The organism is Desulfogranum marinum (genome assembly GCF_016918565.1).
Lineage (GTDB): Bacteria > Desulfobacterota > Desulfobulbia > Desulfobulbales > Desulfobulbaceae > Desulfogranum > Desulfogranum marinum.
The window spans coordinates 1-20,955 of sequence record NZ_JAFFQD010000004.1; the positions used below are offsets into that span (position 1 = coordinate 1).

At 44.9% G+C, this 20,955-nt stretch carries 19 protein-coding genes; 5 read left to right on the forward strand and 14 right to left on the reverse strand.

Annotation, left to right across the window (positions count from 1 at the left end; translation table 11 throughout):
- The first annotated feature begins 766 nt into the window (after positions 1-766).
- A complete protein-coding gene (locus JWH17_RS03910) occupies positions 767-1,561 on the forward strand; it encodes an alpha/beta hydrolase (protein ID WP_205221264.1) in 795 nt (264 codons plus the stop codon).
- Positions 1,562-1,682: 121 nt separating this feature from the next.
- Here JWH17_RS03910 and JWH17_RS03915 read toward each other — a convergent pair whose 3' ends face one another.
- A complete protein-coding gene (locus JWH17_RS03915; protein WP_205221265.1) occupies positions 1,683-2,351 on the reverse strand; it encodes a protein-L-isoaspartate(D-aspartate) O-methyltransferase in 669 nt (222 codons plus the stop codon).
- Positions 2,352-2,789: 438 nt separating this feature from the next.
- On the opposite strand from JWH17_RS03915, the gene trhA reads away from it, so the two are divergent.
- Complete coding sequence (trhA, locus tag JWH17_RS03920; RefSeq protein ID WP_205221266.1) at positions 2,790-3,407, forward strand: PAQR family membrane homeostasis protein TrhA; 618 nt, start codon at positions 2,790-2,792, stop codon at positions 3,405-3,407.
- Positions 3,408-3,535: 128 nt separating this feature from the next.
- On the opposite strand, the gene JWH17_RS03925 is transcribed toward trhA, so the two are convergent.
- Positions 3,536-3,742: a hypothetical protein gene (locus tag JWH17_RS03925; RefSeq protein ID WP_205221267.1), complete on the reverse strand. Its 207-nt coding sequence runs from the start codon at positions 3,740-3,742 to the stop codon at positions 3,536-3,538.
- 66 nt (positions 3,743-3,808) lie between these two features.
- Complete coding sequence (locus JWH17_RS03930; RefSeq protein ID WP_205221268.1) at positions 3,809-3,976, reverse strand: hypothetical protein; 168 nt, start codon at positions 3,974-3,976, stop codon at positions 3,809-3,811.
- Between the two features lie 105 nt (positions 3,977-4,081).
- Here JWH17_RS03930 and JWH17_RS03935 point away from each other — a divergent pair, with 105 nt between their 5' ends.
- On the forward strand, positions 4,082-4,303 hold the full coding sequence (locus JWH17_RS03935; RefSeq protein WP_205221269.1) for a hypothetical protein: 222 nt from the start codon (positions 4,082-4,084) through the stop codon (positions 4,301-4,303).
- A 109-nt stretch (positions 4,304-4,412) separates the two neighbouring features.
- On the opposite strand, the gene JWH17_RS03940 is transcribed toward JWH17_RS03935, so the two are convergent.
- Together JWH17_RS03940 and JWH17_RS03945 are read right to left on the reverse strand one after the other, a co-directional pair.
- Positions 4,413-5,885, reverse strand: coding sequence for an SDR family oxidoreductase (locus JWH17_RS03940; protein ID WP_205221270.1), 1,473 nt, complete (start codon positions 5,883-5,885; stop codon positions 4,413-4,415).
- Positions 5,878-6,840 carry a YbgA family protein gene (locus JWH17_RS03945; protein ID WP_332468366.1) on the reverse strand — a complete coding sequence of 321 codons (963 nt, stop codon included), beginning with the start codon at positions 6,838-6,840 and terminating at the stop codon, positions 5,878-5,880. The genes JWH17_RS03940 and JWH17_RS03945 overlap by 8 nt, the downstream gene beginning before the upstream one ends.
- A gap of 400 nt (positions 6,841-7,240) precedes the next feature.
- Here JWH17_RS03945 and JWH17_RS03950 point away from each other — a divergent pair, with 400 nt between their 5' ends.
- The gene (locus JWH17_RS03950; protein ID WP_205221271.1) at positions 7,241-8,497 is read left to right on the forward strand and encodes a putative DNA modification/repair radical SAM protein; all 1,257 of its coding nucleotides are present in this window, start codon (positions 7,241-7,243) and stop codon (positions 8,495-8,497) included.
- Between the two features lies 1 nt (position 8,498).
- Positions 8,499-9,272: a TIGR03915 family putative DNA repair protein gene (locus tag JWH17_RS03955; RefSeq protein WP_205221272.1), complete on the forward strand. Its 774-nt coding sequence runs from the start codon at positions 8,499-8,501 to the stop codon at positions 9,270-9,272.
- Between the two features lie 120 nt (positions 9,273-9,392).
- Here the strand turns inward: JWH17_RS03955 and JWH17_RS24300 are convergent, their stop codons facing one another.
- From JWH17_RS24300 to purB, 9 genes are all read right to left on the reverse strand, one after another.
- The gene (locus JWH17_RS24300; RefSeq protein ID WP_205221273.1) at positions 9,393-9,971 is read right to left on the reverse strand and encodes a ferredoxin-thioredoxin reductase catalytic domain-containing protein; all 579 of its coding nucleotides are present in this window, start codon (positions 9,969-9,971) and stop codon (positions 9,393-9,395) included.
- Between the two features lie 228 nt (positions 9,972-10,199).
- Entirely contained in the window at positions 10,200-13,403 is a 3,204-nt protein-coding gene (locus JWH17_RS03965) for an efflux RND transporter permease subunit (RefSeq protein WP_205221274.1), read from the reverse strand.
- Positions 13,404-13,457: 54 nt separating this feature from the next.
- A complete protein-coding gene (locus JWH17_RS03970; protein WP_205221275.1) occupies positions 13,458-14,504 on the reverse strand; it encodes an efflux RND transporter periplasmic adaptor subunit in 1,047 nt (348 codons plus the stop codon).
- 156 nt (positions 14,505-14,660) lie between these two features.
- A complete protein-coding gene (locus JWH17_RS03975) occupies positions 14,661-15,182 on the reverse strand; it encodes a lipocalin family protein (RefSeq protein WP_205221276.1) in 522 nt (173 codons plus the stop codon).
- A gap of 572 nt (positions 15,183-15,754) precedes the next feature.
- The gene (locus JWH17_RS03980) at positions 15,755-16,891 is read right to left on the reverse strand and encodes a sodium ion-translocating decarboxylase subunit beta (RefSeq protein ID WP_205221277.1); all 1,137 of its coding nucleotides are present in this window, start codon (positions 16,889-16,891) and stop codon (positions 15,755-15,757) included.
- Between the two features lie 42 nt (positions 16,892-16,933).
- Complete coding sequence (locus JWH17_RS03985) at positions 16,934-17,335, reverse strand: OadG family protein (RefSeq protein ID WP_232370884.1); 402 nt, start codon at positions 17,333-17,335, stop codon at positions 16,934-16,936.
- Positions 17,336-17,756: 421 nt separating this feature from the next.
- The gene (gene miaB / locus JWH17_RS03990; RefSeq protein ID WP_205221278.1) at positions 17,757-19,109 is read right to left on the reverse strand and encodes a tRNA (N6-isopentenyl adenosine(37)-C2)-methylthiotransferase MiaB; all 1,353 of its coding nucleotides are present in this window, start codon (positions 19,107-19,109) and stop codon (positions 17,757-17,759) included.
- 6 nt (positions 19,110-19,115) lie between these two features.
- On the reverse strand, positions 19,116-19,370 hold the full coding sequence (locus tag JWH17_RS03995) for a DUF4911 domain-containing protein (protein WP_205221279.1): 255 nt from the start codon (positions 19,368-19,370) through the stop codon (positions 19,116-19,118).
- 9 nt (positions 19,371-19,379) lie between these two features.
- Complete coding sequence (gene purB / locus JWH17_RS04000) at positions 19,380-20,825, reverse strand: adenylosuccinate lyase (RefSeq protein WP_205221280.1); 1,446 nt, start codon at positions 20,823-20,825, stop codon at positions 19,380-19,382.
- Positions 20,826-20,955 lie beyond the last annotated feature (130 nt).

Below are 20,955 nucleotides of genomic sequence, written 5' to 3' on the forward strand. Positions count from 1 at the left end.
TCAGGGCGATTGAGTTGTTCGCTGCAACCCCAAAAACACGAAAATTTAAATGTTGAATTGACCCTGATTTCCATATTTATCGCATAATTAAAGACGCTGGGGAATAAACCATTTATTCGAGATTCCCTTAAGTAATTGTCTTTGTCGGTTCAAATCAGACGAAAATCCCTCTTGAGTTTGCCACGGCTATGCAAAGCATGGGGGAAAATGTTTAATATATTCAACTAGCAGGAAATGGGCCCAATGCTTTAGATTTTCATATCATATCAAAAGATATTGGGTTCGATCCGCTCATTAAACATCTGAGAGGAAGAAAGTTCCGTGTTCTTAGAGAGAAAGACTTGGCAGAAATCCCAATTTTAAAAATATCGAATGCAACGAACGATGATGAAAGGAAAATTGCTATTGTTGAAAAATTATCTAGTAGGGGCCAATCTAAGCCTCGAAAGGTGAAGACGTTGAGCAATACGATTCATTCTTTGTTCACCCAAAAGTTAAAAGACGATGAATTAGCATCACTAATAGAAGTGATGAAAAAAAAATATATAATGGTAAATTAAGATCGGGTTTCTTGCAAGTTGCCGGTCAGCTTGTAATAGTGAGCTATAAATAAAGGTTAATAAGGATCAAACACTCCCATCCCGAGCAGTAAAAAAGGGGGCTTACAACTTATATTGTAAGCTCCCTTTTTTTGTATGTAAACAGGCTTATAATAGAATTGGGAAGGATCAAATCCCCGTATCCGCTGATTAATAGAGAGGTGTTTATGATGTGGAGAATATTGCTCTATGCTCTGATTGGGTATGTAACCGTGTTGGCGGTTGTTTTTCTCCTGCAGCGGAAGATGCTGTACCTCCCTAGTGATTATCGGCCTTCCGGCAATGAGCTTGGCCGGGACGGCCTGAGCTATTGGCCATCTCCTGATCAGTATCGTGGGTTTGTTGGTCAGTCTCGATCGGGAGAGGGTAAGGGAACCATTATTGTTTTTCATGGTAATGCCGGGACTGCCTACCATCGGAATTTTTACGTTAACGCATTATCGCAATACGGCATTCGGGTACTCCTGGCAGAATATCCAGGTTATGGGGGGAGAGTAGGGCAGCCCAGCGAAGATGTGCTTGTCAAGGATGCGATCACGACCATAGAACTCGCGTACCGACAATACGGGCAGCCCCTTTTTTTATGGGGTGAATCGCTTGGATGTGGAGTTGTCGCCGGTGCCGTCAGCAAAATACAAGTCCCCATACAGGGGGTAGTTCTTTTTTTGCCATGGGACACGCTACCGGACTTAGCACAAACCCATTACTGGTATTTTCCTGCCCGCTGGCTGGTGCATGATGCATATAACAATATTGAAAATTTGCGTCAATTTGAAGGTCGGATCGCTGTCGTGTTGGCGGAAAAAGATGAAGTAGTCCCTGTCCAGCATGGCATTAGACTGTATGAGTCGATTAACACGGACAAAAAACTATGGGTGTTTAAACAAACGACGCATAATGAAGTGCCTGTCCATGCCGGATTGCCATGGTGGCAAGAGGTGGTAGCCTATATAACAAAATAGTGAGGGGACTTTGCAATTAGAGGGGCGGTAGGTCGAATTCTTCAGTCGTGGCCAGTAATCTCATGCGGTCTTCCCTGAAGGGCGATTGAGGTTACGCTAACAAGCAGGCCTGTTTTCCTGTTCAAAGTCGTTCCACTGCACCGGTAAGCGGCACAAAGGCCACCGGAAGGATTTCATGGGTCGTGAATGCATCCTCATTGTTTTTCATTAAGAGTAGTAGTTGCTGAGGCATGTAGGGATGCCCGACCGGGATGACCAACCTTCCGCCCGGTTTGAGCTGCTCTTTGAGCGGAGGCGGGATGCGGTCGGCTGCGGCCGTGACAATGATGGAGTCAAACTGGGCCTGTTCAGGGAAACCCTGGTAACCGTCACCCTGGTGAACAGCAACATTATCATATCCCAGTCGTGCTAACCGTTCCGCTGCTTCAGCAGCAAGCGAGGGAATGATTTCGATGGTATATAGTTGTTTTACCAGTAGGGAAAGGACTGCCGCCTGGTAACCTGATCCTGCGCCGATTTCTAAAATCTTATGGTCCTTTTCCGGATGCAGCAAATCGGTCATCAGAGCAACTATGAATGGTTGTGAGATAGTCTGCGCTTTCCCTATGGGTAGTGGTGTGTTGTCATAGGCTGCGGCCCGCATGGAGGGAGGAACAAATTGTTCTCTGGGTACCTGCCGCATGGCTTCGATAACTCGAGGACGTATTTCTGACTGTCCGGTGAATTGTTTGGTTAACCGGCACTCTGCAGCAATGGTTCGCAGCATCTGCTCAACAGGATGTTCAGCCATTCTGATCTCCTCCTTGCCTTATAAAGATAATCATAATCTAGACAGGTTCTGCACATTTTTTGAAATAGAGATACTTGACGCGGTATAATGGTGGCTTGGTTACACTGTTCAGCCCTTTATCTCATTATAATAGGGTATTGAATCTGGTTGTGTCGCTCAATAATCAACCGGGAGGAGACATGTGGTGACCGCCCTTTTTAACTGGTATAATCGTAAATGATCAGCAGCACCCCAGCTCGCCACGATCTGCCCAGCCGGCATACAGATGTATCGAAGTCGGGGCTTACCTGCTAAATGGTTTAGCTTGTGAACATTTGGAGCACTGCTGAACAGTCACAGTTCGGGATGGATTGACAGTTTTTAGATCTTCGCTGAAAGCAACGTATAATCCACCTTTTGGGTCCAAGTGCATCACGATACTCAACAACAGGCAGCAGCATGTATAAAGGCGAAAAATTTAATTCTATTTCCCATCTGGCAGGTTCGATTGCGGCCATTATAGGTCTTGTGGTGTTGATTGTTACTACTGGTCGACAGGGGGAGGTGCTGCCAATTGTCAGCGTCACTATTTATGGCATCACCCTTGTTTTGCTCTATGTATTCTCAACCCTCAATCACAGCCTTCGAGGAAAGGCGAAATATATCTTTCAAAAATTAGATTTTCTTGCAATTTACCTCCTTATTGCGGGCACGTATACACCTTTTGCCTTAATTACTTTGCGGGGGGGATTAGGTTGGACCATTTTTGGTCTTGTGTGGGGGCTTGCAATCCTTGGGATAATATTGGAATTATTCCATCATGCAAAAAATAGAAGCAGATCAATAATTATTTACCTGGTTATGGGGTGGGTAATTTTATTAGCCATCAAACCATTAGTTTATACAATCGGCATTAGCGGCTTTTGTTGGCTATTATTGGGAGGCCTGTTCTATACCTGTGGGGTCTTTTTTTATGTCAACGAAGATCGAGTCAAACACTTCCATGGCATCTGGCATCTATGCGTTTTAGCAGGTAGCACCACGCAGTACTTTACCGTTTTTTACTATGTATTGTAGCTTTTCATAACCTTGGATAGAGAGCCTGAGTCCACTCAATCGGTCACCTTATTGTTGAACCGCAAAAAGCCTTTTTACAAATTCTGTGAAAAGGCTTTTTGTTTATGAATTATACGCCGGAGGAATATTTACCAGCGTTCTGTACCAACTATCTGACTCACATCCATACATTTTGCTTTTTCTTCTTCAGTGAGTTCTTCTTTGGTTTTGATTCCTTTTACATCTTTGACATAACAGGCATACTCTTTCCCGTCTTTGTCTCTTACCCAGATCATTGATTCGTATCCACCGCCATCACTTTTCATGTTTTGATAGTTTTCGTTGGTTTCGGACATTATATTCACCTTTTGTATAGGTTTTAAATGGTGGACCTGTTGGCGTCTGATTGGTAGCAGAAGTGTTTACCAGCGTTCAGTGCCAATAATCTGATTGACATCCATACAATGCTCTTGTTCTTGCTTGGTGAGCTCTTCTCGATCATTAAGGTTTCCGTTAAGTCCATCTACTGAGCAGACATATTCTTTTCCGTTTTTATCTTTGATCCAAGCGAGTGATTCGTATCCGGACATGATGTCCTCCGTTGATGTAAGGTTTAAGGCTTAGTATATCTCCTTTCTTGCTTTACAAAATAAACATCAATGGCTGGAAATCAATAAGGTGGAAAAGGGGGTTTAATGGTAGCAGAAACTATTAATTGTGCTTTTTTGACACAGCTCCTGTTCAAATTCATTGACATTATTTGGCAGTCAGTTGGTGTCCGCCATGCGGCCGAGAATATTGTAACAACAAGCATTGATGACCAGCGTTTTGAAAAATACGGCCAGTGGCGTATCCTTCGCTTGCGCTCTGTGTGTTTCTCCGGGCAAAAGAGAAAAAACGCTTGTTTTGTAACGTAGCACAGCTCGCATCCTACAACATGCTGTTGACGATAAACAAATTCCTCTGGCTAGCCGGGAGAGTGCATTATGATACGGAAGTAGAAAATTTTGAATTTCGCCACTCGGATCACTTATACATTATTTTATCATCCTCTTCTCGGGCTGCTTTTACAATGGTTTTTGCAAGATCTGTAAACACAAAATAATGAATCGGCAGAATAGCATACCAGTAGAGTCTGCCAAGAAGCCCCCGAGGGATAAAGTGGGCTGTTTGCACGAGCTGCTCAGGTTGAACGTCAAATTCTAGCCATGCCTGACCTGGTAATTTCATCTGCGCGTACAACAGGAGCCGTTTTCCTGGTTTAATATCTGCAACCTTCCAGAAATCAAGCGCATCGCCAACCCGTAATTCTTTATCCTGGCGACGCCCTCTATTCAGTCCGTAGCCACCGATAAGTTTGTCCATCAAACCGCGAAGGCGCCAGAGGATATCATATCGGAACCATCCATTTGGTCCGCCGATAGAGCATGCTGCTTGAAAAACCGATACCTGCTTTTCCCCATGTTGATAGCCAACAACACGTATGTCGCGTAAAATAGCCCCGGTTGGGTCATCAAAATCTTTAATATCACATGCTTTTTGGCCACTGCTGTCGCACCAGCGACTGATAACATAATTCTGCTCAAGTTCATCCATTGCGCGACGAACCGTTTCGCGAAAAGGAAGAGGGTGTATATCGCTGTAATATCGTGCTGCATTGTCATTTTGGAGGATGGTCTCACTTTTTAGCCCTTCAACCAGGGCTGCAGCCAGTTTGTATGGGATGGGTGTAAAAAGAATTAACCAGTAGGAAGATAACCGAGGAGAGAGCACCGGAACAGGGATAAGTTTTCTCTTTAGTCCCATTGTTGCTGCAGCCTGCTGCATCATTTGTTGAAAACTGAGCTGTTCTGAACCAATATCAACCACAAGGTCATCAGGATGTGTCAGCGAGATAGACGATTCCAGATAGGCTAGGACATCGTCTACACCAATGGGTTGGGTTTGGGTTCTTACCCACAGCGGGGTTATCATCAACGGCAGTTTCTGCGTTAAATTGCGGATAATTTCAAAACTGGCACTGCCTGAGCCAATGATAACACCTGCCCGCAGCCAGATGGTTTGGATACACTCCGGACGTGCGCTGAGGATTTCTCCGGTTTCGATACGACTGAGCAGGTGTTTGCTGGCATTTTGTTTAACCCCCAGGCCGCCCAAGTAGACGACCCTCCTTACTCCTGCTTCTATACATGCGTCGCGGAAATTTTCAGCACTTAAACGGTCAAGCTGCTGATAATCCTTGTCTGAGCCCATGGAGTGGATCAGGTAAAATGCAGTGTCAACTCCCTCCAGACTTTTTACCAGCAGGTCTTTTTCAAAGGTGCTTCCCTCCCAGACGTCGACCTGATCGGCAATGGATTGTTGGACTTTGGCGCGATTCCGTACCAAAATGCGTATATCATAATGTGCAGAAGCGAGCAGCAGCCTGGTGAGTCTTCTACCGATATACCCGGTGGCACCAGATATAAATATTTTTTTTGTGGGCGTAGTCTCAGGCATGGTTACGGAGTCTCAGCTCAATAGGATGAGGTTTTAGGTAGTATTGCTGTTGTAAATACTGTTCATCGTATTTCCTTACGTAGTGGTTCATCAGGGTTATCGGTACAATGAGGGGCACATGGTGTTCCTTGAAATTGTCAATGACCTCAAGAAGCTCCTGTTTTTCATCTTTAGAAAGCAGTTTTTTAAAGTGTCCCATTATGTGCAAGAGGACGTTCACATGCTTTTTGACCGTTGGCTTGAGCTTCATTGCCGCCATAAGGGAGGTTTGGTAAGCGGCAAGCAGGGAATCAGAATCAAGGCTACCTGCCTGAGCGACCACATGCCCGAGTTCTCGATAATGCTTTTCACTGTGTGCGCGGAGAAGCATTTTATGGTGCGTGTGAAAGTTGACGAAATTACCAGGGGTGGGGTCGGCAAGGGTATCGCGCCATCGTCGGTAGACAAAAACTGATTCTATGAAATTTTCACGGAGGATCATGTCATGGAGGCGACCTTCTTCCTCAACTGGCAGTAGAGGAAAATGGTCCATAAAGGCTCTGGCAAACATCCCAACGCCTACATTTTGAGGGCTGTTGTTTTTCCCATATACCTTAACCCGCTCCATCCCTGAAGAGGGCGATTTACTCTTAAAGATAAATCCGCAGAGGCCCTCTTTTTCCAGCTCTTGAACACGTTTTGCAGCCCATTTCAGCATTCTTTCTGTATGGTCAACTCCGGTTTTACTGGTCAGCAGACGAGGGGCTTCCGGATTACCGACAAGGCGCATAGATTCACGGGGGACCGGCAATCCGCATTCTACTTCCGGACAAATAGGGACAAAGTCAAAATAGTTGGACAGGGTGTCCGTTATGTATCGGTCCCGTTGATGACCACCATTATAACGAACTTCGTTGCCCAGAAGGCAGGAACTGATCCCAATCCGTATTTTTTCTTGCTCATTTGTCATCATCATTTTCTCCTTTGGTATGAAAACTCTCGATATCATACAGTAAACCACGAAAGAGGAAGAAACAAGAATTCCATTAACGAATACTGATTAACGTAAAAGGAAAAAAATGGGATATCGAAAATGTTTACTTCGAGATTTGTCGCCATTGTTGTGGGCAATGGATAAAAACAAGAGAATGAGCAAACTACGGGGCCCTTCCTTCAGATGTGAAAATTATTCACAACCATTTTATATTCGAATGTGGCGGTTCGGGCGTATATTGTAATAAAAAAGAGATGCCGGTGGAAAAAATGAGGGTTTGTCACTCCATGATATACCATGTATGGCAAAATAGACTGCACTGTGAGCAAGATTTGAATATCCACACCAACACTGCCAGTGTTACACACTGAAAAAATGGTGCATGAAGATAGCAGATAAAATACAAATTTTGGCAGATGCCGCAAAGTATGATGCATCATGCTCCTCAAGCGGGAGCAGCAGAACATCTGCGCCTGATGGAACCGGTAATGCGGCCATGAGCGGTATCTGCCATAGCTGGTCTGCAGATGGCAGGTGTATATCGTTGCTCAAAATTTTGATGTCCAATGCATGTGTATACGATTGTGGTTATTGCATTAACCGTCGATCCAACAATCTGGCCCGCGCCACATTTACCCCAGAAGAAATTGCTGATCTCACCATCAATTTTTATTTGCGCAACTATATTGAAGGGCTTTTTTTAAGCTCGGCAGTTTATGCGTCTCCGGATAAAACCATGGCGGATATGGTTGAGGTCTGCCGACTTTTACGTCAAAAGTATCGATTTAACGGCTATATTCATCTTAAAGTTATCCCAGGAGCTGCCAACGATTTGGTGCAACAGGCGGGTTTTCTAGCTGATAGGATGAGCGTCAACATAGAATTACCCTCAGAGGCATCACTCAAACGGCTTGCTCCTCAAAAGTCGAAACAGGGTATACTTGCCCCGATGAAGCAGATCGGCGAGAATTTTAACGGTTTTAAGCTTGAACGGAAAAAGACGAGAAATGCTCCACATTTCTGTCCGGCAGGACAAACTACCCAGATGATAGTCGGAGCATCAGCAGAGAGTGATTTGCAGATCCTTAATTTGACCGAAAATCTCTACAATAAAATGAGTTTAAAGCGAGTCTACTATTCAGCCTACATTGCTGTAAATGACGGCCCTTTGCTTCCTGCTGTATCAACAGCGCCTCCTCTTGTGCGGGAACATCGCCTTTATCAGGCTGACTGGCTACTCAGGTTCTATAAATTTCAAGCGCACGAGATTCTCTCCCCAGCCTTTCCCAATCTTGATGAGCGACTAGATCCAAAAGCGGCTTGGGCTCTGCGCAATTTTGACCTCTTTCCCATTGATATTAACCGTGCAAGTTATGAAGAGTTGCTTCGCGTTCCAGGTATCGGAATTACGTCAGCGAGACGTATTATCAAGACTCGCAGGGTCGCTGCCATTCGCGAACAAGACCTGAAGAAGATTGGCATGGTTTTTAAAAGGGCCAGATTCTTTATTACTTTAAATGGCAAGTACCTTGGAGATGCTGGTTTATCCCATCAACATATCGTTAGTGCAATGTGCAAGGCTGAGCCACCCAGCTCAAAGAAGTTGCAGTACAACAGTCGCCAGCTACGGCTCTTTTGAAATGAATCCGGTCGTTTACCTGCACGATGGCTCCTTTGAAGGGCTGTTGCACGCTGTTTCGGCAGCAGTAAAATCACAACAAAAAATTCACGGAATCTATGCTGAGCAATGCTATTCGCCACAGATTTTTGACTCACTCGTTCAAATACAGACTGACAGCCAGCAAGCCCTTCGACTTTTTGAATATTTAAAAAATCTTAAAGGAGCCGCAGCCCGTTTTGCGGTGAACGGTTTTTTGAGCGATGACCGTAAGGTTGGGTTCCACCTTTACCAAATGGTTCGGGAGTGTCTGGTACATGGGGCTAAAGCTACACGGCTCTACACCCATGATTCAATCAGGTACCTTGATAATCTGTCCCATAAAGTTAATGTTGAAGCCCATAGATTTACAGGCCTTATTCGTTTTCGAATACTTGAAGACGGCCTGCAATATGCTCCGTTTGCACCTGATTGCATGGTAATTGGCCACTGTGCTCTCCATTTTAAACAGCGGCTGAAAAATAGACGGTGGATTCTTCATGACATCCGCCGTAATCACGCCATGTATTGGGATGGTAATGTATTGCAATCAATTGATATTGACGATGACTTCACCAATCATGTACGACAACATGGGGAAATTCCGGAATCAAGATTGAGCGTAGAAGAACGACATTATCAGCAGCTTTGGAAAGTTTTCCATACAGCCATTGCAAATAGGGACAGAAATAACCTAGATCTCCAGCGGCAGTTTATGCCCAGGCGTTACTGGAAGTATCTTGTCGAGATGAGATAGTCCCACAACAACGTACGCGCAATGCGGTCAGCAGGAGGAACCGCTTGTAGTTGCTTTTTGTCTGATTGGTATTGCTAAGAAAGACCTTAGTCAACGCGAATTGTTCTTGGCCCGACAACTTTAATTCCCGGTACTTCGACGCTCAGGTACAGGTTGCTGTGGTATTTTTTTGCTGTTCCATTCTTCAGAGACATAGAGTGCACAATAACAGGCGCCGAACTCCTTAACATCCGGCTTACGGTATGCACATGGACAGATGATATCCCGGTCAGTTTCCCTGTTGCCTGATGCCAACCTGCAGGGACAAGACATATACCCATACCGATCTTTGTTGGTTAAAAGGCCTCTAAGGAGGTCAAAGGTTCGCTCTTTATCCTGATTAAAATAATATCCTTTGGGTTCATTGATCTTTTGTAATTGTTCGTAAAGAAGGTCTACCTCGGTACGTATACCGATGGTTTCTTTGATCTCCTGGATTTTGTACCCGGTTATAACTTTTTCTCCGATCAAGATGGTGGGAAAAGAACATTGTGGGTTGATCGATCGCAATTCATCGAGCAGATTTTGTTGAGCCTCGCCATCAAGCAGATCCGCATCCACAAATTCATGAGCGACCTCAAGAGACTCAAGCATTTTTTTTATAGCAGCACAATAGCTGCATGTTGTCAAGCTGTAGAGTTTAATTTTCTTTTCCTGCATAATTGTGCCTCAGTTGAATTGTTTACGGGTAACTGCTCACTGGCACCCCTGGGAGTCTCCCGTTGGTCGCGTACCTCTTTTGACGGTCACGATCCTCCCGTATTGGGCGGCTACCGGAGTCTTCGTTTACCTGCGAAAAAACGCGCCTGTCAAAATATGAAGCTCCTGGGAGATTTTACAAGTTTTGATAAAATAAATCAAATAGTTACCAACCCGTAATGGTTACGTTTACGGTTGACTTTGTTTGTGCGCATTTGTGGGGAGTTTTCCGAAATATGAGTGATCCTGTAAGCCGGCCACTATATCCCATTGCACGGGTATGATTATAATCGTCAGGACTGTTGCTGTACAGAGCCCTGTAACAAATGTCATGGCCATGCTTCCCCATACATTTGAATATTCCGGTATACCCAAGGCCATTGGCAAGAGTCCCAACGTGGTGGTTAATGTTGTGAGGAGAATCGGGCGAAGGCGAGTATTGGTAGCCAATAAAAGCGCCTGGCGCCTTTTGCGACTTTTTGCATAACAGGAATTAAGGAAGGCCACCAAGACAAGAGAGTCGTTCACCACCACACCGGTCACGCCTATGATAGCCACAAAGCTGTTAATGGTAAAGAGGGTGCGGGATAAAAAAGTACCAAAAATTACCCCTGTGAGGGCAAAGATAACGGCAGAAATAATAATCAACGGCTGCAGATATGATCTGAATTGGGCTGCTAGAATCAGATAAATAAGCAGGGTGGCGACAACAAAAGCAACAGACAGGGAGAGAAAAGATTTTTGAGTCGATTCGTGCTCTCCAGCAAAAATGAGTGTAGCACCGGGGTATTGGTGACGAATGGTATTGTAATATTCTTGGGTTTGATTGACCACCATAGCCGGAGAGTAGGGCGCAGCCGGTTGAATATTAGCAGTCAGGGTTATGGCTCGTTGTTGCTGGAACCGATTAAGAATCCCCGGTTCCTGGGTGTATTCAAATGAACAGAGATCGCGCAACCTGATAGAACCGCTGGGGTGGTCAATAACGGGTATGTCCAAGATGTTAGCCAGTTCAACTGTTTTCGGTTGAGCAACTTTGACGAGCACATCAACCTGTTCTTCAGGTAGTTTCATGGTGCCGACAATTTGCCCGTTGACAATGGTCGCAGCAAGACGGGCAATTTTAGTGTGGTCCAGGCCCAGCTCCGCAGCTTTTTCACGGCGTACCTGTATTCGGAAAATTTTATTACTTTTCCCCTGGTCATTTTTCAAATCCATGAGCCAGGGAGCGACGCTCTTCTCGCTCTTCAGGTAGGAGTTAATACGCTGCGCAAGCAGCGAAACATTCTGGTCATTGGTGCCGAGGATGCGGATGCTGATGTCTTTGCCGGTTGGTGGGCCGTCTTTTTCAGGACGGACGACCATGGTGAAATGTTCTGGTATGTGGGGACGGAGCATGTCTCTGATGTATTGCAGGTGAGCAATAACGTCATTTTCCGGGAAATCCGCAAATTTTCTTTGCCCTGATGACGGCAAGGTCACTGCAACATGGCCCAGCGTACTTCCGTACTGTGGGGTGAAATCGTCATCGATATAGTAGCCGGCAAACCCTAGAGCAGACTCTGTCATGCCGCGGCCTTCATCGTGGAGTATTTTGGCGATTTTTTTGAGGAGTTTGTTGGTTTCAAAAATCGGGGTTCCGGAAGGTCCAAAAAGTTCGACGTAGTAGAGGGAATAGTTGTCAGGGAAGAACTGGATACGAACAAGATTCGATTTACCTTGAAAAGAGAGCGCGAAAATAGTCACTGCAGCCACAAAAAAGAGAAGCAGCAGGCATTGTGAGGTGAAACGAAAGCGAAGCGCCAGGAGAATGAGTCTGTTGAGCAGGGAGCGGGTTGCGCGCATTATCGGTCCCTCAGAACTTTTCCATGGTGATTCGATATGGTCTTGGTTGGCCGTTTTCTCAGTTGGGGTTCGATGGCCGAATTCAAGGTAATGGCAGGGAAGAATAATCAGGCATTCGAGCAGGGACGCGAGCAATGCAAAAACAATGGTCTTGGGGATGATCGCAAAAAAATCGCCGACCATGCCGGTCATTAACAGCATAGGTAAAAAAGCGGCAACCGTTGTCAGCGTTGCAGAGACCACAGGTAAAAAGACCTCAGAGGTTCCTTTGATGATGGCATCATTTACAGACCGGCCCATCTGAATATGACGATAAATATTTTCAACAACCACTATTGCATCATCAACGATAATTCCAGAAACCAGTACAAAGGCAAAAAGAGAAACCTCGTTTACTGAGTTTCCTGTAATGGCCATGAAAATCAGGGTAACAAGGAACGCGAAAGGGATACCTATGGTTGTTAGCGCAGCATTACGAAATCCCATAAATATCCAGATCATAGCACAGACCAAAACCGTACCAACCAACAGGTTCACTCCCAATACGCGCATGGAATCTTTTATTCGGGTGCTTGAGTCCTGGGTAACGGTAAGGGTAACCTCCTCTGTTGCATACAACGGCTGGAGCTGCTTTATCATCTTTTTTACTTGCTTGGCAATCTGCAGCGCATTGCCGTTATCACTTTTTAGGACCTGCAGCGTCACGCATTCTTCCCCATTGGTTGACGCCAGTATATAGGGCTCCCGGGAGGTGAGAAATGCATCCTCTATAATATCGCCGATACGTATGAAAGAGCCGTCTGCATCAGTTCGAACAATTGTGTCAATAACATGGCTACTGGTTTTAAACTGTTCGTCAACCCGGATGGTAAATTCCCCACCGCCTGTGAGTACGTGACCAGCGGGAATAGAGACATTAGCCAGGCCCAGGGCACTGGTAACTTCTGCAAAGGTAATTCCGTATCGATTGAGCTTGTCGGCATCAAGGAGAATATGAAACTCTCTTGTGTATGCTCCCTGCAGCTTGACTTTGCTGACGCCTGGAATAAGGGAAAGAGGAATTTTAATTTCTTCTGCAACCAGCTTGAGGGTCGCGTTTGTGTGCAGTCCGGATATGTTGACACTGACGGTAGGAAACCAATCGCCTACATCAAGGAAGTTAAATACCGGAGGGTCTGCCAGTTCGGGGAGTTTTTTTGCGGTTGCCAGGACTTTGATACGTACGTCATCAAAGCGTTTGAGATAATCACTGTCATCAGTAAATTTAATAACAATGTTTGAGCGCTCCCGATAGCTTCCCGATCGGATATATTCGATATCTTCAAGATCTTGCAGGGCTGTTTCTATTTCTTTGGTAATGAGCGTCTCTACTTCTTCCGGAGAACCACCGGGAAAGAAGGTGTTGATATACATTTTACCAAAATGGATGTTGGGATAACGGTCGACCGGTACTTTGAGCAGTGTAAGTGCACCAACGACAATAAGCAGAACAAACAGCAGGTTGACAACGACTTTCTGTTTCAGGGTAAACCGGATAAAGTTATCCATGCTTGTTTTACCTTTGGCATCTGAAAAAATACAGGTATGGAGGGGTGAGCTGTATCACGGCTTAAAATCTGGTGGTATGGTTTTGAGCAGTTTGTCTTGTGTGCTCAGGTCTTTAGCAGAAATGATGGCGGATAAACCATCTTGCGAGGTCCCAAGAAATATTACTTTTTCTCTTTTCCCGTCGGATCTGACCACCCAGTGTGCATCGTAACGTTGGATTATTGCTGAAAGCGGCAGGAGAAAAACGTTGCTTTTCTCTTGCAGGTTGAGATGGAGTTGAACCCGTAGCCCGCCGCGAAGAATCTCTGGAGTAATCACTTCAGAGGTTTCGAGGATCAATTCGACCGGAATTTTTTTTATTTTTGCATCAAATCCCGGTGAGATTCGATATATTTTTCCGCTGACAGTAGTGTTTAAGTCTGGCAGCAAAAGTGGAATATCTTGAGTCTGTCGTAACGACTCCAGTTCGTTGATGCTCAACGCGAGGGGGACAATAACCTGCCGGTAGTCTCCAAGCCGTGCTATTGATTGTCCCGACTGGACAAATTCTCCAGGTTCAACCAACCGTTCAAGAACCTTCCAACCTGGAGGTGCTTGTATAATATATCGTGTCTGCTGCTCTTCAAGACGGCGCTGTTCATTACGGAGATTTTCCAAGGCGATTTGGTGCAATTCCGCATTAAGGCTTACCTCGTCAAGGGTAGCCTGGGGCACTGATTTCTGTCCGTGTAAAGTGGTATACCGCTCCAACGTCTTTCTTTCGTTGGCGAGCTGTAGTTGTATTTTTTCTTGAGCCAGTTTGTTTGCGCGGAGATCAAGGACTAAGAAGGTTGAATCAATAGCTGCCAGTTGTCCTGATGGGGGGATGTTGTCTCCTTTATCGACAAAGACTTTGAGGCATTTTCCTGCCACCTCGCTGCTTACTGTCATTATTTGCTTGGCCCTGGTAAAACCGGTAAGGAGAATTTTTCGTTGATATGGCCGGGGATGTATAATGTCGTCTGCCAACGCCATTGTGGGCAGGTGAAGAAAAAGGACGAGCAGCCCCACAAGCATGTCGAGCGCATTTGGACTTCTTGGTGGTAGCTGGGGAGGTATCATGACGAATGTCCTGGACTGTACTTTTCCTATAAAATTGTGTTCACGGGAGCTGAGATATTGCTCTTGCTTATAGAGAGAAGAATGAGGCGCTTGCCATCTGTGTACCAGATTGTGATGCCTTTGGTTTCAATGATAGAATCTATTCTCTGCAAATTGTCATTTTTTTGTATGGGGTACAATAATAAGTTCCTCTGTTGGGAATCCCATAGCCTGAGCTTGAGCTATCAGTTGTGAGAGAACATGTTTATCAAGAGTGGGCTGTCTTGAAAGTATCCAGAGATACTCCTTGTTTGGACCGCAGACAAGAGCGTATTGATAGGTTTCTTTGTCTATATCAAGTATAATATATGATCCGTAAAAAGGGCCGAAAAAACTCACCTTGAGGTGTCCAATATTTGGGGATTGGACGAACTTAGCCACTCCTTCAGCGGTTTTCCATTTACCCTTTTGCACTGAGTACCCGCGATTTACAACCCGGATCGTATCGTTGGGCGCCATGCTGTATTCCGCACTCACATCGGTGAGGCCGCGTTCAAAAGAGTGATCCAGCCTGGCAATTTCATACCATGTGCCCAGGTATCGGTTGACCTCAAAGTTCTGGATGGGAGCTAGATTGCCTGGTATTCCTGTACAGCCGCCAAGGAATAAACAAAAAAGGAGTTGCAGTTTCTTTTTCAAAGGAAAACCTTGAGTGGAAATTAGTGATAAGAAACGTAACTCTTCAGCAACACGCCGACTATTAAGATCTGCCCGCCCAGGATAGCGATATACCGAAGTCGGGGCTTATCTGCTAATCAGTCAGCTTGTAAACATTTGGAGCACTCTTGAAAAGTTACAGTACGAGGTAAATTGACAGCTTTTATACCTTCGATGAATAATTACTAAGAAACAATAAAAATCAAAATACATTAACGCTTGTTTACGTGTAAGTAAATCTTTGGTTACGTTTTCATGAACCTCAGAAATAGCAGAGTTTTTTAATCGAAACCTCGGTGGTTACAAGACAACAACTACCTTAAACCGGGATCTCGTTTAATCATTTATTGCAGTTCTCCTCTTTTTTTGTTTGCACTCATCATCTCTTGGCGGCAAGGTCACTACAAATGAGGGTTGCCCACAGCCGCAGCATCGTTTTGAAGGTTTGATCGTACGGCAAACGTTCTCCGTATCTTACTTGATTGAATACAAAAAAAGCGGTTTCCCCTGTTTTGAGAAACCGCTTTTTGTAGAAAATCTGTTAAGAAGGGAGGCTACTTCATGCTAAAACTCCATAAAATACCTGCACATATGGCTGAGCCGATTACACCGGAGGAGTTGCAGGCCATAGCATGCATTAACAGGTAGTTGGTCGGGTCGGATTTCAATCCCATCATGTGGACTTCACGAGCAGATCCGGGAACCGCGGAAACGCCTGAGGCTCCGAGCAGCGGATTGATTTTTTGTTTGAGAAACAGGTTCATTATTTTGGCAAAGATGACTCCGGATGCGGTGGCGATACTAAAAGCGACTGCGCCGAGGATAAAAATACCAATTGATTTAGGATTGAGAAAAACATCACCCTGGGTACTTGCACCAACCGTAAAACCCAAAAAGATTGTTGCGGTATCTATGACAGCTGTGCGGGCAGTCTGGGCCAGGCGTTCTACCACACCACTTTCTTTCATCAGGTTACCGAAGAAGAACGGGCCAAGCAATGGAATGGATGCAGGTGCGAGAAAGCAGCACAGGATGATACCCACCACAGGAAAGATCAGGCGTTCCTTTTTGGAAACCTCGCGAAGGTCCGGCATGCGAATGACCCGCTCTTTGTGGGTTGTGAGCAGTTTCATTATCGGCGGCTGGATAATGGGTATCAGAGCCATATACGAATAGGCAGCAATCGCTATGGGACCGATAAGTTCAGGAGCGAGCTTAGCTGTCAGAAAGATGGAAGTTGGACCGTCTGCACCACCAATAATAGCAATGGACGAGGCTTCATTGGGGGCGAATCCAAGTGCCAACGCACTTAACAGGGTAAAGAAAATGCCCATCTGAGCAGCCGCTCCCAAAAGCATCAATTTGGGATTGCTGAGTAAAAATGAAAAGTCGGTCATGGCACCAAGCCCCAAGAAAACTATTGAGGGGTAGACACCTGAAGTAACACCAAAGTACAGATAATGGAGAACACTGTTTGCCTCATAAATACCGATGCCGAAACCTTTGAAAAAAGGAATGTTGCCGACAATAACTCCAAAGCCAATGGGCAATAGCAGCAGTGGTTCGTATTCTTTGGCGATGGCAAGATAAACAAAGACAATGCCGATTACCAGCATGATGATATTGCGATAATCAGCAAGGAAAAATCCGGTGTTGCTAAAAAATTGTAAAAACAGTTCCAGAAGCTCCATATATTCGTTCCTCCCTTAAACAGATACAGAAAAAGAAAAAATTTACCCTACCAAGCGGAAAAAGCCATCGCCTAAGGATTCGAGTGTGCCGGAATCACGGAGACACCGAATCGAAAGATGGGGGTGGTGCAGATGATATTTTTTAGCAAGCGCATAAAGGTCGGCAAGTTGGAACTGTTCATCAAGTTCCTCGATTAAAGGTCGATATAATTCCAGCGTAACTTCGATGTTAGCGGGGCAATTTTCAGCAGAAGCTGATTCTTTTAAATTTTCTTCGGGAATCTCAACCACAGGAGCTTTATTTTTCTTCTCCAATAAGCCGATGACTTTATGTAGTTGAGAAATAATAAGGGACAGGATGGCAAGACCGGATATTACAATCGTTGCACCCACTACTGCCATAGCCCATCCATTATGGTGTGTAATAGCTTCAAAACCAGTCAAGCGAGACCTCCTTTTGTGAACGGATTGTTAGCATTTTTCCAGAGAAGGAAGAATGTTTTTAGGAATGGAATGTCATTATTTACATAAAAACCAATATATTGTCAATTCATTAGCAATTTACTGCAAAGGTGTAGAATGAAGAATAGCCCCGCGGCAGAGATCCGGGACCAGTCAATTAGTCAGATATATTAAAGAGCATTGACGAGTTGCTGCATATCTTTGCGTAACTGCTGATAACGCTCTTTACTCAATCTGATGGCGACAGCCTCATTTCAACTCGGCGAAGGTGTTCGGAAGGAATCAGGGCACCATCGTTATAAAAAGTATGCGTGTGGAGTTCAATCATTTTTATACCTATGATGCTCATAGTATCAAAATGGTTAATAGGAAAAGTTCTTTTAGCCGCCAATAGAAGGTGTTGTCAAGTGATTAGCCCTTTCAAGGAGTGTTTACCGGCATGATTGATCGTTACATGCGCGATATCACCGGGGGCGAGGGTATCCCGGGGTTGAACGAAATGAACAATATGATTTGTCGAGGTGCGCCCCTTGCACTCTTTTGCAGTAACGGTTTCCACCATTACTTCCACTTTGTGACCTAAGTAATCATTATTCCGAGCAAGACTGATTTCATCCTGCAGGTTTTGGAAAATCCTCAATCGCTCGCTTTTTACCTCTTCAGGCACTTTATCAGGAAAATCGGCTGATCGAGTGAAGGGACGATCCGAATATTTAAAGGAAAAAGAACCGTGATATTGGACAGTTTTGAGTAAGTCGACGGTTTGTTCGAAATCGGCATCTGTTTCTCCTGGAAAACCAATGATCATATCGGTAGCAAGAGCGATTTCAGGACGATAGGAACGGAGAGTTTCAACTTTTTGAAGGTATTCTTCAATGGTATATTTCCGGTTCATCAGTGCCAAAATGCGATTTGAGCCTGATTGAACAGGAAGGTGAAAATGGGGACACAGATTTTCGAGCTCTGCAAAACAGCGCATAAGATCTTCGGAAAGATCCTTGGGGTTGGAGGTGGTGAATCTGAGTCGTCCGAGTCCTTTAACTGCAGCAACCTGGCGCAATAATTGGGCAAAGGAAACAGGTGTGTCCGCAACAGCATTAGTCATGCCATAGGAATTAACGTTTTGCCCGAGAAGGGTTATCTCTTTTACTCCCTGGTCTACTAGAATCTCTACTTCTTCTACAATGTCAGTTACAGGACGACTGATTTCCCTTCCTCTGGTGTAGGGCACCACACAATAGCTACAGTAGTTGTTACACCCCTGCATAATGGTAACAAAACGTTTTAACCCGCTCTCAGCAGACGCTTTGGGGGTGGTTTTATTGGTCAGAAGTTGCTGGAAGGGAGGGATAGAGAAGGTATTGTCAAGATCTGTAGCCTTTTCATGCACTGTCTGTCCCTCATTGAGTCGATAAAGGATTTCGGGCAGTTGGTAGATTTGCTGGGTACCGACAATAAAATCAACATGGGGCATTCGCTTAAAGATTTGGTCGCCTTCCTGCTGGGCAACGCAACCAGCAACACCAATACGAAGGGTGGGATGCTGTTTTTTTGTGTCGCGGAGTTGACCTAGAAGGCTGAATACTTTTTGCTCGGCTTTTGCACGTATACTGCAAGTGTTAAGAATAATAACATCGGCATGATCCGGCGCATCCACGGCAAGATAGCCATCCTGGGCTAGAAGCTGCTCAATGATTTCAGAATCCCGTATGTTCATCTGGCAGCCAAAGGTTTTTATATAGAGTCTTTTTTCCATGAATAATCAGCCAAGAGGAGCAACATGTGTTGGAGTAGGGAAGGGCGTTACCTCTCCTGCAACAGCGTTGAGCAGGGCGAACAACTGTGCAAGAGAAGAGTGGGTTGTCCAGATTTTGATTAACCCTTCAGATACTGATAGGGTTGATAGTGTCGCAAGCCCATCATACCCTTCAATAATAAATTTTAACCAGCCAATTTTTTCTTTGCGTACACGAAGATATATAGTGTAAGTGGTGGCGTTAAAAACTTCTTTTTTCAACTAGATGTCCTACACAGTTAAGGTTGAGTCAATGTCTCCGGATAATGCATCCTTGTGTTTTTCCAGCAGTGGTTGTACTTCTTCCTGAAGGTATTCTTCTGTCTGTTCAGCAGCTCGTCCTGTAAATTCCTGATAGTTGCCAAGCAGGTCATCCAGCTCTTTTTGACCAAAAGGAACGCGGTCATCGTTCCCAAGCCGCTGTAGCAGATCATTGGCAACACCATGATTTTTCACAGCAGCGCCGGCTTCAACAGAATATTCGCGTATGATTTCGTGCATTTCCTGGCGACTTTCGCCACGCTCGACACAGGCCATAAGAATTTTTTCTGTCGCCATAAACGGAAGTTCTTCGCGAAGATATTTTTCAATTTGTTTCGGATATACAACCATATCATTAGTAATATTAATATATAGCTTTAAAATGGCATCGGTCAATAAGAATGCCTGGGCTATATCCATTCGGCGAATTGCAGAATCATCCAAGGTCCTTTCAAACCATTGGTTAGCAGCGGTTGCCCCGAAATTAGCCGGTAGTCCCATGAGCTTTCGTGCAAGTCCGGTCATTCTTTCAGAGCGCATGGGGTTTCTCTTGTAGGCCATGGCTGAGCTGCCAACCTGCTTACTCGCAAAGGGTTCTTCTTGAACTTTGAGGTTAGAGAGCAACCGTAGGTCGACTGCGAATTTATGAGCAGAACTACCAATGCCGGCAAGAGTTTCACTGGTTTTCATATCCAATTTTCGGGGATAGGTTTGCCCGGTGACTGAAAAAACATTATCAAAATGAAGTTTCTCGGCAACCCGTCTATCCAACTCGCGTACCTTTTCATGGTCGCCATTAAAGAGTTCAATAAAAGTGGCTTGCGTGCCGACTGTGCCTTTGGCACCGCGTGCCTTGATTTGTTTTTCAAGGTGTTCAATATATTCCAGATCCATAATAAGGTCCTGGATATAGAGCGTGTTTCTTTTACCAACAGTGGTCGGTTGGGCTGGTTGATAGTGGGTATAACCCAAGGTGGCTGTTGCTTTTTGTTGTAGGCTGAAAGTGGCAAGATTCTGAATAACACGCAAAAGGGATTGCTTTATCAGGCCAAGAGCCAGCTTCTGCACCATAAGATCGGTGTTGCAGACTACAAACTGTGATGTTGCTCCCAGATGAATAATGGGCTCAGCCAGAGGGCATTGCCGGCCGTAGGCAAAGACATGAGCCATAACGTCGTGGCGGATTTCTTTTTCTTTTTCAATAGCAACATCAAAGTTGATGTTGTCAACATTTGCTTTGAGCTCATTAATCATTTCCTCCGTCACAGCTGCTAAACCGAGTTCATGTTGTGCTTCGGCAAGTGCAATCCAGCATTTTCTCCAGTGAGTAAATTTAAAGCGCTCACTAAAAAGTTCCTGCATGGCTTTGCTGGTGTATCGGGAAACAAGTGGCTCTTGGTAAATGTCTCTGTTCATGGCGTTCCTGGGGTTATTAATATTTTAAAGGCGTTGTGCAGAGCCTTGTTTATCTATGTTTAACTTGAAATGTTCAATCATATCAGGCAGACATGATTTCTAGAATGTTACAATGTCGCATAATATATAT

What these genes read in the sequence shown, in the direction of transcription:
- JWH17_RS03910 (WP_205221264.1), top strand. Translation starts at nt 767, where the DNA reads ATGATGTGGAGAATATTGCTCTATGCTCTGATTGGGTATGTAACCGTG.
- JWH17_RS03915 (WP_205221265.1), bottom strand. Translation starts at nt 2,351, where the DNA reads ATGGCTGAACATCCTGTTGAGCAGATGCTGCGAACCATTGCTGCAGAG.
- trhA (WP_205221266.1), top strand. Translation starts at nt 2,790, where the DNA reads ATGTATAAAGGCGAAAAATTTAATTCTATTTCCCATCTGGCAGGTTCG.
- JWH17_RS03925 (WP_205221267.1), bottom strand. Translation starts at nt 3,742, where the DNA reads ATGTCCGAAACCAACGAAAACTATCAAAACATGAAAAGTGATGGCGGT.
- JWH17_RS03930 (WP_205221268.1), bottom strand. Translation starts at nt 3,976, where the DNA reads ATGTCCGGATACGAATCACTCGCTTGGATCAAAGATAAAAACGGAAAA.
- JWH17_RS03935 (WP_205221269.1), top strand. Translation starts at nt 4,082, where the DNA reads ATGGTAGCAGAAACTATTAATTGTGCTTTTTTGACACAGCTCCTGTTC.
- JWH17_RS03940 (WP_205221270.1), bottom strand. Translation starts at nt 5,885, where the DNA reads ATGCCTGAGACTACGCCCACAAAAAAAATATTTATATCTGGTGCCACC.
- JWH17_RS03945 (WP_332468366.1), bottom strand. Translation starts at nt 6,840, where the DNA reads ATGATGATGACAAATGAGCAAGAAAAAATACGGATTGGGATCAGTTCC.
- JWH17_RS03950 (WP_205221271.1), top strand. Translation starts at nt 7,241, where the DNA reads ATGAAGATAGCAGATAAAATACAAATTTTGGCAGATGCCGCAAAGTAT.
- JWH17_RS03955 (WP_205221272.1), top strand. Translation starts at nt 8,499, where the DNA reads ATGAATCCGGTCGTTTACCTGCACGATGGCTCCTTTGAAGGGCTGTTG.
- JWH17_RS24300 (WP_205221273.1), bottom strand. Translation starts at nt 9,971, where the DNA reads ATGCAGGAAAAGAAAATTAAACTCTACAGCTTGACAACATGCAGCTAT.
- JWH17_RS03965 (WP_205221274.1), bottom strand. Translation starts at nt 13,403, where the DNA reads ATGGATAACTTTATCCGGTTTACCCTGAAACAGAAAGTCGTTGTCAAC.
- JWH17_RS03970 (WP_205221275.1), bottom strand. Translation starts at nt 14,504, where the DNA reads ATGATACCTCCCCAGCTACCACCAAGAAGTCCAAATGCGCTCGACATG.
- JWH17_RS03980 (WP_205221277.1), bottom strand. Translation starts at nt 16,891, where the DNA reads ATGGAGCTTCTGGAACTGTTTTTACAATTTTTTAGCAACACCGGATTT.
- miaB (WP_205221278.1), bottom strand. Translation starts at nt 19,109, where the DNA reads ATGGAAAAAAGACTCTATATAAAAACCTTTGGCTGCCAGATGAACATA.
- purB (WP_205221280.1), bottom strand. Translation starts at nt 20,825, where the DNA reads ATGAACAGAGACATTTACCAAGAGCCACTTGTTTCCCGATACACCAGC.